Below are 11,622 nucleotides of genomic sequence, written 5' to 3'. Positions count from 1 at the left end.
TCCTCGACCCCGCTCACGCGCTGGGCGTTGTATTCCTGCACCAGGCCGATGGGGTCGGGCAGGACGATGGCCAGCATGCCTTGCGGCAGTTGCTCACGCTGGATCAGCGTGCGCACCTGGCCGCGCAAGGCCTTGAGCCGGTGATTACGGCTGTGGAAACCGTGCACGCTGACAAAGTCGCCGACGGTCGGCGCGGCGTATTCCAGCACCAGGCGGTCGACCTGCAAGGCATGTTCGGTCATGGCCAGGCCGACGCTGGCGGGGTCGTTGCGGGCCGCGCTCAGGTCCAGCGGGTGAAATCTGGCATCCAGAACCGTGCCCCCTTGGGCGATGGCACGCTGGTAGCGGTTGAGTACCTCTGCCGGCCAAGCGTCGTTGGCAAAGGCCAGCCAGGCCGTGCGGTAGCGGGCGGTGTCGATATTGATGAAGGAGGCGGTGACGTCGTGGTCCTGCTTGATGCACGCCTGGCTCAGGGAAGCCGGCATTGCCAGGGGCATCTGGAACGGGCTGAACTGGCGCAGCGCGCCTTCCGGGGTGACCTGATAGGCCTGCCACTCCTGCTTGTCGAGCAGCACGTAGAGGAAGCCGTGGCGGAGGGTGCGCGGCTGGTCGGGGCGCATGGGGATCGACTCAAGGTCGCTGGTATAGGAATGCCGCTGCTTTTGGGTCGCCCCCGGCGAAGGCGCATACGCGGCGCGCAACGGCAGGATCGGCAGGCCGGTGCGCTCGCAGGCGTTGCAGCTGCCGGGTGGGTTGGGACAGGCTTCGCGCATGGCGATGCCTATACATTGACGGGTATTCATGGTGGACGGACTCCCTGTATGCCGTGATGACAGGGCGCCTTAATCGCAATCGTTGTGCCAGCTGCAAAATACTCGTTATTTATCCAATAAATTCAATGAGTTAAAAGATAAAAGCCGGCGATCTCAAACTTCCGAATCAGACAAAAATCCTGAAAAACGTTTTTTGAGCGGGTTTTTCGAGCCAGATTTGGCCCGCTTCGTCATAAGCCATTGAAATCAGACAAATAAAATCGGGCCATTATTGGCTCGGTCGAGCCAATAATGGCCCGATCAGCCGAGCCGTGCACACCGAAGAATGAGCAAATACGGGCGTCTACCGCCCTCACCCGCCGTGCAACTTGCTCATCAACTGCGCCTCAGCCTGAGTCAAACCACACGCCTGGGTCAGCTCGTCAATACTCGCGCCCATGCCCACCAGTTTGGCCGCCTGGGAATACGACAAACTGCTGGGATCACGCTGCTCGATCTGCAGCAGTTTGTCCGGCAATGGCGCAACCACCGCGCGCAGTTCGTGCAACTCTTCACCCATGCGCACGCAGATGTTCTGGTAATCATCCAGGCGCTTGCCCAGTTCACGGATGCGCTGGTCGCGCAGTGCGTCAACCCGGGCCTGTTGCGCGGCCATCAGCCGCTGGTTTTTGCTGTAGGACAAAAGCATCCACAAGGTCCCGGCCCAGAGGATGCCCAGCACAAGCACCGCTGCCTCGAAGATCAATCAGATGTTCTCCAGCTCGGACCATTCTTCTTCGCTCATCATCTTGTCCAGCTCAACCAGAATCAGCAGTTCGCCGTTCTTGTTGCACACGCCCTGGATGAACTTGGCCGACTCTTCGTTACCGACGTTCGGCGCCGTCTCGACTTCCGACTGGCGCAGGTAAACCACTTCCGCCACGCTGTCGACCAGGATACCGACCACTTGCTTGTCAGCCTCGATGATGACGATGCGGGTGTTGTCGCTGACATCGGTCGGGGCCAGGCCGAAGCGCTGGCGGGTGTCGATGACGGTGACGACGTTACCGCGCAGGTTGATGATGCCCAGCACGTAGCTCGGCGCGCCCGGCACCGGGGCGATTTCGGTGTAACGCAGCACTTCCTGGACCTGCATCACGTTGATGCCGTAGGTCTCGTTGTCCAGGCGGAAGGTTACCCACTGCAGAATCGGATCTTCGGAACCTTGTGCAGATGACTTCTTCATACCCTAACCCCTCAAAATCCGCTGTTGTCGGTGTGCCGCACGATGCGGCGGTTATTGTGTGTGCCGCGCGCCCTGCGGCAATTGCCTGACGGCGCCGCTGGCAATCAGTTCGGCCAGCTCTGCAACATCGAGCAAGGCACACATGTGTTCGATCACGGTGCCGGCCAGCCACGGCCGCTGGCCGCGCTGGGTGCGCCATTTGATTTCGGCCGGGTCCAGGCGCAGGGAACGGCTGACCTGGTGCACCGCCAGCCCCCACTCGTAGCCCTGCACCGAAATCACGTACTGAAGGCCCTGCTGGAAATCGTCGCGGTAGCGGTCGGGCATCACCCAACGCGCGGTGTCGAGCACCTTGAGGTTGCCGCGCTGGCTGGGCAGGATGCCGAGAAACCAGTCCGGCTGGCCGAACAGCGGTGTCAGCTCCTGGCCCGCCAGGGCATAGATCGAACCCAGGCACACCAGCGGCACTGCCAGGGTCAGCCCGGCCACGTCAAACAGCAGGCACTCGAAGGGTTCTGCCGCCCAGGCCGGGCGACCGTCGATGGTCAGGCATGGCGGCGTGGTGGCGGGCAGGTGTACATCCACCGCCGGCTCGACCCGCTCGATTGTCGGTGCTGGTGGCACTTCGATAACGGCTTCAATCACCGGCGTCGGCAGCTCGGCCTCGACCGGTTCTTGAGCCTGCTCCACCACTACCTGCGCATCACGGACCTGCTCTTGAAGCACCGCCGCCTGGAACTCATCCAGCACGCCAGGTGATTCGATCTCTTCGGTGGCGTCCTGCAGCAACCCATCCAGGTAGGACTGCAAGGCCAGTTGCGGACGGCTGGCGATCTGGGCCGGACGGTTCATCAAGCCACCTGCGCGACAAGTTGTTGGGACAGCAAGTGCTTGAGCAAGGACCGGTAGGCGACGACGCCCCGGCTCTTGCCATCGAATTGCGAAGGGGTCTGGCCGGCCCGGCTGGCATCGCGCAGGCGCGTGTCGACCGGAATGTAGCCCTGCCAGATATTCTGCCGATAGTCGTCGTGCAACACCCGCAAGGTGCCGATGGAGGCCTGGGTACGACGGTCGAACAGGGTCGGTACGATATGAAACGGCAAAGCCTGCTTGCGCGAGCGATTGATCATCGCCAAGGTACTGACCATCCGCTCCAGGCCCTTGACCGCCAGGTACTCGGTTTGCACCGGGATCACCAGCTGCTGGCTGGCCGCCAGCGCATTGACCATCAGCACGCCCAGCAGCGGCGGGCTGTCGATGATCGCGTAGTCGAAGTCCTGCCACAGCTGGGCCAGGCTTTTCGCGATCACCAGGCCCAGGCCGCTCTGGCCGGGGGATTGACGCTCCAGCACCGCCAGTGCGGTGCTGGACGGCAACAGCGAAATCTTCTCGTCACTGGTGGGCAGCAGCAGTTGCCCGGCCAGCCCGTCGGGCACGCTGCCCTTGTGCAGGAACAGGTCATAGCAACTGTGCTCGAGCGTATCGGGGTTGTGCCCGAAATAGCTGGTCATCGAGCCGTGCGGGTCGAGGTCGACCACCACCACGCGCTTGCCCGCCTCGGCCAGCAGGCCGGCCAGGGCGATGGAGGTGGTGGTCTTGCCGACTCCACCTTTTTGATTGGCGACTGCCCAGACTCTCATTGCGCTTTCCTCCCGGCCGGAACCTGTGCCGTGCCGAGACAGGTTATAAAGCCGGTGACGGGGAATTGACGGCCCCGCTCTTCACTGGCGGTGTTTGCGGCGACGGTGCAGTTTGTGTGCCAGCACGTCGCAACGCCGCATCCGGCGTTGCGTTGGCACTGCCGGTGCCGGTGAGGCTGCGGCGCACCTCCAGGTTGCGGGAGATCACCAGCACCACCCGACGGTTGCGCGCTCGCCCTTCGGCGGTGTCATTGCTGGTGACCGGCTGGAACTCGCCATAGCCCACCGAGGCCATGCGCCCGGGGTCGACCCCTTCCATCGCCAGCAAGCGGACGATGCTCGCCGCCCGCGCCGACGACAGTTCCCAGTTGGTCGGGTACTGGGACGTGCGGATCGGCAGGTTATCGGTGAAGCCTTCGACATGCACCGGATTACCGAATGGCTTGAGGATCTGCGCGACCTTTTCGATGATGCTGAAGGCCTTGTCGCTGGGCATGGCATCGCCACTGCCGAACAGCAAGGCCGAGTTCAACTCGATTTCGATCCACAGCTCATTGCCGCGCACGGTCAGCTGATTGGACTTGATCAAGTCGCCGAACGCATCGCGCACATCCTGAGCGATGGTCTGCAGCGGCTCGGCGGCCGACTGCGTAATCCCTGCGTCTTCCTCTTCGGCGTCCTTGACCAGCGGCTCGGCCGGCTTGACCGTCAGCGGCCGCTCATCGCCGATGGGAATCGGCCGCAGGCTGCGCTCCGGGTCGTTGAACACGCCGATCAAGGCCTGGGACACGACCTTGTACTTGCCTTCGTTGATCGTCGAGATCGAATACATGACCACGAAGAAGGCGAACAGCAGCGTGATGAAATCGGCGTACGAGACCAGCCAGCGCTCGTGATTGACGTGTTCTTCCGGTGGGCGACGACGGGCCATGTGTTACTCCATGAAGCCCTGAAGCTTGAGTTCGATCGAGCGCGGGTTTTCACCCTCGGCGATCGACAAAATGCCTTCCAGGAGCATTTCCCGGTAGCGCGACTGGCGAATGGCGATGGACTTGAGCTTGCTGGCCACCGGCAGCAATATCAGGTTGGCACTGGCGACACCGTAGATAGTGGCAACAAACGCCACCGCGATGCCATTGCCCAGCTGCGACGGTTCGGCCAGATTGCCCATCACGTGGATCAGGCCCATGACCGCACCGATGATGCCGATGGTCGGCGCGTAGCCGCCCATGCTTTCGAACACTTTGGCGGCCTGGACATCGCGGCTTTCCTGGGTGTCGATATCGACTTCCAGAATGCTGCGGATGGCCTCCGGCTCAGCGCCGTCCACCAGCAATTGCAGGCCTTTGCGCGCGTAGCTGTCCAGTTCGGTTTCGGCGACGGTTTCCAGGCCCAGCAAGCCTTCCTTGCGCGCCGTCAGGCTCCAGCTCACCACCCGGTCGATGCCGCCGGCCAGGTCAATGCGCGGTGGAAACAGAATCCAGCGGGCGATCTGCAAGGCCCGCTTGAAGGCCGACATCGGTGACTGCAACAGCACGGCCCCCAGGGTGCCGCCCAACACGATCAAGGCCGCCGGGCCGTTGAGCAACGCCGACAGGTGCCCACCTTCCAGGTAATTGCCGCCGACAATGGCCACAAAGGCCAGGATCAGGCCGATCAGACTGAGTACATCCATTACACGCACGCCTCGATCAGGTGCCGGCCAATCTCGTCCAGGCCATAGACCGCATCAGCCAGGTTGGCTTTGACGATGGCCATGGGCATGCCATAGATCACGCAGCTGGCTTCATCCTGGGCCCAGATATGGCTGCCGCTCTGTTTGAGCAGGCGTGCGCCTTCACGGCCGTCGGCACCCATGCCGGTCAACACCACCGCCAGCACCTTGTCGCCGTAGGATTTGGCCGCCGAACCGAAGGTGATGTCCACGCACGGCTTGTAGTTGAGGCGCTCGTCACCCGGCAGGATCTTCACCGCGCCGCGGCCGTCGATCATCAATTGCTTGCCACCGGGCGCCAGCAAGGCCAGGCCGGGGCGCAGAATGTCGCCGTCTTCGGCTTCCTTGACGCTGATGCGGCAGAGTTTGTCCAGCCGCTCGGCAAAGGCCTTGGTGAACGCCGCCGGCATGTGCTGGACCAACACAATCGGTGCCGGAAAGTCGGCGGGCAGCTGGGTCAGCACCCGCTGCAGCGCCACCGGGCCACCGGTGGAGGTGCCAATCGCGACCAGCTTGTACGGCTTGCGCCTGGGGGCCGGCGACGACGGCGCAGGCGCCTGGGTGGCGGCAACCCGGCTGGGCAACGGCGCCCGCGCGGACGTGCTCGGCGCACTGCTCTGCAAGCTGCTGACACTGGCGGCCGGCGCGGCTGCCACCGGTGCCGCTGGCTGGCGGTAACCGCCGAAGCGGCGGTTGCTGCGGGAAAGGGTGTGAACCTTCTCGCACAGCAGTTGCTTGACCTTCTCGGGATTGCGCGAGATGTCTTCGAAATTCTTGGGCAGGTAATCGACCGCGCCGGCATCCAGCGCGTCGAGGGTGACCCGCGCGCCTTCATGGGTCAGCGAGGAAAACATCAACACCGGTGTCGGGCAGCGCTGCATGATGTGCCGCACCGCCGTAATGCCGTCCATCATCGGCATCTCGTAGTCCATGGTGATGACGTCTGGCTTGAGCGCCAGGGCCTGGTCGATCGCCTCCCTGCCGTTGGTGGCGGTGCCCACGACCTGGATATTCGGATCGGTGGAAAGAATCTCCGAGACGCGGCGGCGGAAAAAACCGGAATCATCCACCACCAGGACCTTGACTGCCATAAACACTCCATTGAAGGGGCGCAGCCTGCGGCCGCGCCACCGGGATCAAATACGCCGCGCGGCGTAACGCTTGAGCATGCTCGGAACATCGAGGATCAGCGCAATGCGGCCGTCACCGGTAATGGTGGCGCCGGACATGCCCGGGGTCCCCTGGAGCATCTTGCCCAGCGGCTTGATGACCACTTCTTCCTGACCGACCAGCTGGTCGACGACAAAACCGATGCGCTGGGTGCCCACCGACAGAATCACCACATGCCCTTCGCGCTGCTCTTCATGCTTGGCCGAGGCCACCAGCCAGCGCTTGAGGTAGAACAACGGCAGCGCCTTGTCGCGCACGATCACCACTTCCTGGCCGTCGACCACGTTGGTGCGCGACAGGTCCAGGTGGAAGATCTCGTTGACGTTGACCAGTGGGAAGGCGAAGGCCTGATTGCCGAGCATCACCATCAGCGTCGGCATGATCGCCAGGGTCAGCGGCACCTTGATGACGATCTTCGAGCCTTGGCCCTTGACCGAGTGGATATTGATCGAGCCGTTGAGCTGGGCAATCTTGGTCTTGACCACGTCCATGCCGACACCGCGACCGGACACGTCGGAAATCTCGGTCTTGGTCGAGAAGCCGGGGGCGAAGATCAGGTTGTAGCAGTCCGACTCGCTCAGGCGCTCGGCGGCGTCGCGGTCCATCAGGCCCTTTTCCACCGCCTTGGCCCGCAGGATGGCAGGGTCCATGCCCTTGCCGTCGTCGGAGATTGACAAGAGGATATGGTCGCCCTCCTGCTCGGCCGAGAGCACCACCCGACCTCCCCGGGACTTGCCTGCGGCTTCGCGCTCGTCCGGGGTTTCGATACCGTGGTCCACCGCGTTGCGCACCAAGTGCACCAACGGATCGGCCAGGGCCTCGACGAGGTTTTTGTCGAGGTCGGTTTCTTCGCCGACCAACTCCAGGTTGATCTCTTTTTTCAGCTGCCGGGCCAGATCGCGAACCAGCCGCGGGAAGCGTCCGAAGACCTTCTTGATCGGCTGCATGCGGGTCTTCATGACCGCGGTCTGCAAGTCGGCGGTGACCACATCCAGGTTCGACACGGCCTTGGACATGGCCTCGTCGCTGCTGTTGAGGCCCAGGCGCACCAGGCGGTTACGCACCAGCACCAGTTCGCCGACCATGTTCATGATCTCATCCAGCCGCGCGGTATCGACTCGCACGGTGGTTTCCGCTTCGCTGGCCACCGGTTTTTCTGCCACGGGCGCAGAGCGAGGAGCCGGCGCACGCACAGGTTCCGCCTTGGCTTGCGGCCTGGGCTGGGCAACAGCGGTCACGCTCTCCTGCGGCGCCAGGGCCGCTACGGCAGCAGGTTCGAACTTGCCCTTGCCATGCAGCTGGTCCAGCAGTGCTTCGAATTCGTGATCGGTGATCAGGTCCGACAGCGGCTCGGCAGGTGGCGGCTCTGCAACCGAAGGCTGCGGCTCGACCGCCGCCACGTCCAGTGCCTCGACGTTGAAGGTGCCCTTGCCGTGCAACTGGTCCAGCAAGGCTTCGAATTCATCGTCGGTGATTTCGCTGGTGTCCGGCGCCTGATGCTCGGCAACCGGCTCAGGCGCGACCGACTCGTTGAGCGCGCCTGGGGCGAACTGGCCCTTGCCGTGCAATTGATCCAGCAGGGATTCGAATTCGGCGTCAGTGATTTCATCGCTGGCCGCATCGACCGCAGGTGCAGGTACCGCGGCCGACGCCTCGGCCTGGGCCTTGACCGCCTGCAGCGAGTCCAGCAACTGTTCGAATTCGCTGTCGGTGATATCGCCTGATTGCTCGGCAACCGCCGGGGCCTGCGCCACCACAGGCACAGCCACAGCGCCGGCGGGCGCAGGCTCTGCCAGACGCGCCAAGGCTTCCAGCAACTCAGGCGTGGCCGGGGTAATGTCGTGGCGCTCACGCACCTCGCTGAACATATTGTTGACGGTGTCCAGTGCTTCGAGCACCACGTCCATCAATTCGGAATCGACCCGGCGCTCGCCCTTGCGCAGGATGTCGAACACGTTCTCGGCGATATGGCAGCACTCCACCAGCTCGTTGAGCTGGAGGAAGCCGGCGCCCCCTTTTACAGTGTGAAAACCGCGAAAGATCGCGTTGAGCAGATCGGCATCATCCGGACGGCTTTCCAGCTCGACCAGTTGTTCGGACAGTTGCTCAAGAATCTCGCCGGCTTCTACCAGGAAATCCTGAAGGATTTCTTCATCGGCGCCGAAGCTCATTTACGTGCTCCCTAAAAACCCAGGCTGGATAGCAGATCGTCGACATCGTCCTGACTGGACACGACGTCGTCTCGCTTATCGGCATGAATTTGCGGACCTTCACCCCTGGCGGGATGTTTTTCCTGATTTTTTTCATCGGCCAGCAGCTGGTGGTCATGCTGGATGCCAGCAAAGCGATCAACCTGGCTGGCCATCAACACCAGCTTGAGCAGGTTGCTTTCCACTTCGGTGACCATCTGCGTGACGCGCTTGATGACCTGGCCGGTCAGGTCCTGATAGTCCTGGGCCAGCAAGATGTCATTGAGGCTGCCGGACACGGCGCGGGCATCCTGTTCGCTGCGCGTCAGAAAACTGTCGACACGGCGGGCCAGCGCGCGGAACTCGGACGCGTCGACTTCGCGGCGCATAAAGCGCTGCCAGTCCAGGCTCAAGGCCTTGGCCTCGGCGCCCAGGTCGTTGAGCACCGGCGTGCTGTGCTCCACCAGGTCCATAGTGCGGTTGGCCGCCGCCTCGGTCAGCTTGACCACATAGGACAGCCGCTCGGTGGCATCGGTGATCTGCGAGACTTCCTCGGCCTGCGGCATGCGCGGGTCGATCTGGAAGCTGACAATGGCGCTGTGCAGCTCGCGCGTGAGTTTGCCGACCTCCTGGTACAGGCCACGGTCGCGCGTCTGGTTCAGCTCATGGATCAGTTGTACCGCGTCGCCGAACTTGCCTTTCTCAAGGCTGTTCACCAACTCATGGGCATGTTTCTTCAGGGTCGACTCGAAGTCACCCAAAGATGAATTGTTATGGTCCATAGCGCCCCCGTGGCGAACTTCAGCTATTGACGCGTTCGAAGATCTTTTCGATCTTTTCTTTCAGCGCCTGGGCCGTGAATGGCTTGACCACGTAACCGTTCACACCGGCCTGCGCGGCCTGGATGATCTGCTCGCGCTTGGCTTCAGCGGTCACCATCAACACCGGCAGGTGGCTCAGGCGGGCATCGGCACGCACGGCCTTGAGCAAGTCCAGGCCGCTCATGCCGGGCATGTTCCAGTCGGTGACGAGAAAATCGAAACTGCCGCTGTTGAGCATCGGCAGAGCGGTGTTGCCGTCGTCGGCTTCATGGGTGTTGGTGAACCCCAGGTCGCGCAACAGGTTCTTGATGATCCGCCGCATCGTCGAAAAATCGTCAACGATGAGGATTTTCATGTTCTTGTCCAATTCGACCTCCAAGCAGTCTTAAACGCGCCCATCCAGGGGGCACGCATTCAATCAAATCCGGTTTTTTTTGCGTTTCACGACTGCATGAATTCGCAGCGTTGCGCGGAACTACTTCGCCACCCGTCGAGCGACCGGTGGCCAACCCTTGGTCAACGTGCCCGCCATTCCCCCAGACGCCCGCGCAAGCGTGCGGCGCACTGACTGTGCAACTGGCTGACGCGGGACTCACTGACGCCCAACACTTCACCGATTTCCTTGAGGTTCAGTTCCTCGTCGTAATACAAGGCCAGAACCAGACGCTCACGCTCGGGCAGATTGGCGATGGCATCGGCCAGCGCGGCCTGGAAGCGTTCGTCTTCCAGGTCACGCGACGGTTCAAGCTGTACGCTCGCGCCGTCCTCATGCAGCCCTTCGTGCTCGCCGTCCTGCAACAGGTCGTCGAAGCTGAACAGGCGGCTGCCCAGTGTGTCGTTCAAAATCCCGTAATAATCATCAAGGCTCAATTGGAGTTCGGCCGCAACTTCGTGATCTTTAGCGTCACGGCCGGTTTTTGCTTCAATTGCCCGAATCGCATCACTGACCATACGGGTATTGCGGTGGACCGAACGCGGCGCCCAGTCGCCCTTGCGCACCTCATCGAGCATCGCACCGCGAATGCGAATGCCGGCGTAGGTCTCGAAACTGGCGCCTTTGCTTGCGTCGTATTTGTTGGACACTTCCAGCAGGCCAATCATGCCGGCCTGGATCAGATCTTCCACCTGGACGCTGGCCGGCAAGCGCGCCAGCAGGTGGTAGGCGATGCGCTTGACCAGCGGTGCATAGCGCTCGATCAACTCGTACTGCGTGTCTTTCGAGGCGTTGCTGTACATGCGGTAGCCGCTGGCACTCATACAACCGGCCCTGCGCTGGTCTGCTGCACCAGACGCTCGACGAAAAACTCGAGATGCCCGCGCGGGTTGGCCGGCAGCGGCCAGGTATCGACCTTCTGGGCAATGGCCTTGAACGCCAGCGCGCACTTGGAACGCGGGAAGGCTTCATAGACCGCACGCTGCTTCTGCACGGCCTTGCGCACGCATTCGTCGTAAGGCACAGCGCCCACGTATTGCAGCGACACGTCGAGGAAACGGTCGGTCACCTTGGTCAACTTGGCGAACAGGTTGCGCCCTTCCTGCGGGCTCTGGGCCATGTTGGCCAGGACCCGGAAACGGTTCATGCCGTAGTCGCGGTTGAGCAGCTTGATCAGCGCATAGGCATCGGTGATCGAGGTCGGCTCGTCGCAGACCACCAGCAGCACTTCCTGGGCGGCGCGGACAAAACTGACCACCGAATCGCCAATACCGGCGGCGGTGTCGATCACCAGCACATCGAGGTTATCGCCGATGTCGCTGAAGGCCTGGATCAGGCCGGCATGCTGGGCCGGCGTGAGGTGGACCATGCTCTGGGTGCCGGACGCCGCCGGGATCACCCGCACGCCACCGGGGCCCTGGAGCAGCACATCGCGCAGCTCGCAGCGACCCTCGACGACATCGGCCAAGGTGCGCTTGGGGGTCAGCCCCAGCAGCACGTCGACGTTCGCCAGCCCCAGGTCAGCGTCCTGCAGCATGACACGACGGCCAAGCTCAGCCAGCGCCAGGGACAAGTTCACTGACACGTTAGTCTTGCCGACGCCACCCTTGCCGCCGGTCACCGCGATCACCTGTACGGGATGCATGCTGCCCATATT

Annotated in this window: 13 protein-coding genes; all 13 read right to left on the bottom strand. The window is 62.6% G+C overall.

Going from position 1 to position 11,622, the window contains the following annotated elements:
- The coding region (locus GUY40_RS12725) for a T6SS effector BTH_I2691 family protein (RefSeq protein ID WP_306092842.1) at positions 1 to 803 on the bottom strand (803 nt) is incomplete at its 3' end.
- Between the two features lie 322 nt (positions 804 to 1,125).
- Positions 1,126 to 1,518, bottom strand: coding sequence for a DUF2802 domain-containing protein (locus GUY40_RS12720; protein ID WP_166569294.1), 393 nt, complete (start codon positions 1,516 to 1,518; stop codon positions 1,126 to 1,128).
- Complete coding sequence (locus tag GUY40_RS12715) at positions 1,519 to 1,998, bottom strand: chemotaxis protein CheW (RefSeq protein WP_166569293.1); 480 nt, start codon at positions 1,996 to 1,998, stop codon at positions 1,519 to 1,521.
- 51 nt (positions 1,999 to 2,049) lie between these two features.
- Positions 2,050 to 2,850: a CheW domain-containing protein gene (locus tag GUY40_RS12710; protein WP_166569292.1), complete on the bottom strand. Its 801-nt coding sequence runs from the start codon at positions 2,848 to 2,850 to the stop codon at positions 2,050 to 2,052.
- Entirely contained in the window at positions 2,850 to 3,638 is a 789-nt protein-coding gene (locus GUY40_RS12705; protein ID WP_166569291.1) for a ParA family protein, read from the bottom strand. Before GUY40_RS12705 ends, GUY40_RS12710 begins: the two co-directional genes overlap by 1 nt.
- A gap of 43 nt (positions 3,639 to 3,681) precedes the next feature.
- Positions 3,682 to 4,569 (bottom strand): flagellar motor protein MotD, encoded by an 888-nt coding sequence (motD, locus tag GUY40_RS12700; RefSeq protein ID WP_166569290.1) that lies wholly within the window; start codon positions 4,567 to 4,569, stop codon positions 3,682 to 3,684.
- Positions 4,570 to 4,572: 3 nt separating this feature from the next.
- On the bottom strand, positions 4,573 to 5,313 hold the full coding sequence (locus GUY40_RS12695; protein WP_166569289.1) for a flagellar motor protein: 741 nt from the start codon (positions 5,311 to 5,313) through the stop codon (positions 4,573 to 4,575).
- Positions 5,313 to 6,443: a chemotaxis response regulator protein-glutamate methylesterase gene (locus GUY40_RS12690; protein WP_166569288.1), complete on the bottom strand. Its 1,131-nt coding sequence runs from the start codon at positions 6,441 to 6,443 to the stop codon at positions 5,313 to 5,315. Before GUY40_RS12690 ends, GUY40_RS12695 begins: the two co-directional genes overlap by 1 nt.
- Before the next feature lie 45 nt (positions 6,444 to 6,488).
- On the bottom strand, positions 6,489 to 8,693 hold the full coding sequence (locus GUY40_RS12685; protein WP_166569287.1) for a chemotaxis protein CheA: 2,205 nt from the start codon (positions 8,691 to 8,693) through the stop codon (positions 6,489 to 6,491).
- A gap of 11 nt (positions 8,694 to 8,704) precedes the next feature.
- Positions 8,705 to 9,493 (bottom strand): protein phosphatase CheZ, encoded by a 789-nt coding sequence (locus GUY40_RS12680; RefSeq protein ID WP_166569286.1) that lies wholly within the window; start codon positions 9,491 to 9,493, stop codon positions 8,705 to 8,707.
- Between the two features lie 19 nt (positions 9,494 to 9,512).
- On the bottom strand, positions 9,513 to 9,887 hold the full coding sequence (cheY, locus tag GUY40_RS12675) for a chemotaxis response regulator CheY (protein WP_166569285.1): 375 nt from the start codon (positions 9,885 to 9,887) through the stop codon (positions 9,513 to 9,515).
- Positions 9,888 to 10,048: 161 nt separating this feature from the next.
- Positions 10,049 to 10,789, bottom strand: coding sequence for an RNA polymerase sigma factor FliA (gene fliA, locus GUY40_RS12670; RefSeq protein ID WP_166569284.1), 741 nt, complete (start codon positions 10,787 to 10,789; stop codon positions 10,049 to 10,051).
- Complete coding sequence (fleN, locus tag GUY40_RS12665) at positions 10,786 to 11,619, bottom strand: flagellar synthesis regulator FleN (protein ID WP_166569298.1); 834 nt, start codon at positions 11,617 to 11,619, stop codon at positions 10,786 to 10,788. Before fleN ends, fliA begins: the two co-directional genes overlap by 4 nt.
- Positions 11,620 to 11,622 lie beyond the last annotated feature (3 nt).

The organism is Pseudomonas sp. R5(2019) (genome assembly GCF_009905435.1).
Classification (GTDB): Bacteria; Pseudomonadota; Gammaproteobacteria; order Pseudomonadales; family Pseudomonadaceae; genus Aquipseudomonas.
This window is presented reverse-complemented; position numbering and strand designations above follow the sequence as displayed.

Excerpts from the sequence above, each read along its gene's own strand:
- GUY40_RS12715 (WP_166569293.1), bottom strand. The coding sequence starts at position 1,998 with ATGAAGAAGTCATCTGCACAAGGTTCCGAAGATCCGATTCTGCAGTGG.
- GUY40_RS12710 (WP_166569292.1), bottom strand. The coding sequence starts at position 2,850 with ATGAACCGTCCGGCCCAGATCGCCAGCCGTCCGCAACTGGCCTTGCAG.
- GUY40_RS12705 (WP_166569291.1), bottom strand. The coding sequence starts at position 3,638 with ATGAGAGTCTGGGCAGTCGCCAATCAAAAAGGTGGAGTCGGCAAGACC.
- motD (WP_166569290.1), bottom strand. The coding sequence starts at position 4,569 with ATGGCCCGTCGTCGCCCACCGGAAGAACACGTCAATCACGAGCGCTGG.
- GUY40_RS12695 (WP_166569289.1), bottom strand. The coding sequence starts at position 5,313 with ATGGATGTACTCAGTCTGATCGGCCTGATCCTGGCCTTTGTGGCCATT.
- GUY40_RS12690 (WP_166569288.1), bottom strand. The coding sequence starts at position 6,443 with ATGGCAGTCAAGGTCCTGGTGGTGGATGATTCCGGTTTTTTCCGCCGC.
- GUY40_RS12685 (WP_166569287.1), bottom strand. The coding sequence starts at position 8,693 with ATGAGCTTCGGCGCCGATGAAGAAATCCTTCAGGATTTCCTGGTAGAA.
- GUY40_RS12680 (WP_166569286.1), bottom strand. The coding sequence starts at position 9,493 with ATGGACCATAACAATTCATCTTTGGGTGACTTCGAGTCGACCCTGAAG.
- cheY (WP_166569285.1), bottom strand. The coding sequence starts at position 9,887 with ATGAAAATCCTCATCGTTGACGATTTTTCGACGATGCGGCGGATCATC.
- fliA (WP_166569284.1), bottom strand. The coding sequence starts at position 10,789 with ATGAGTGCCAGCGGCTACCGCATGTACAGCAACGCCTCGAAAGACACG.
- fleN (WP_166569298.1), bottom strand. The coding sequence starts at position 11,619 with ATGGGCAGCATGCATCCCGTACAGGTGATCGCGGTGACCGGCGGCAAG.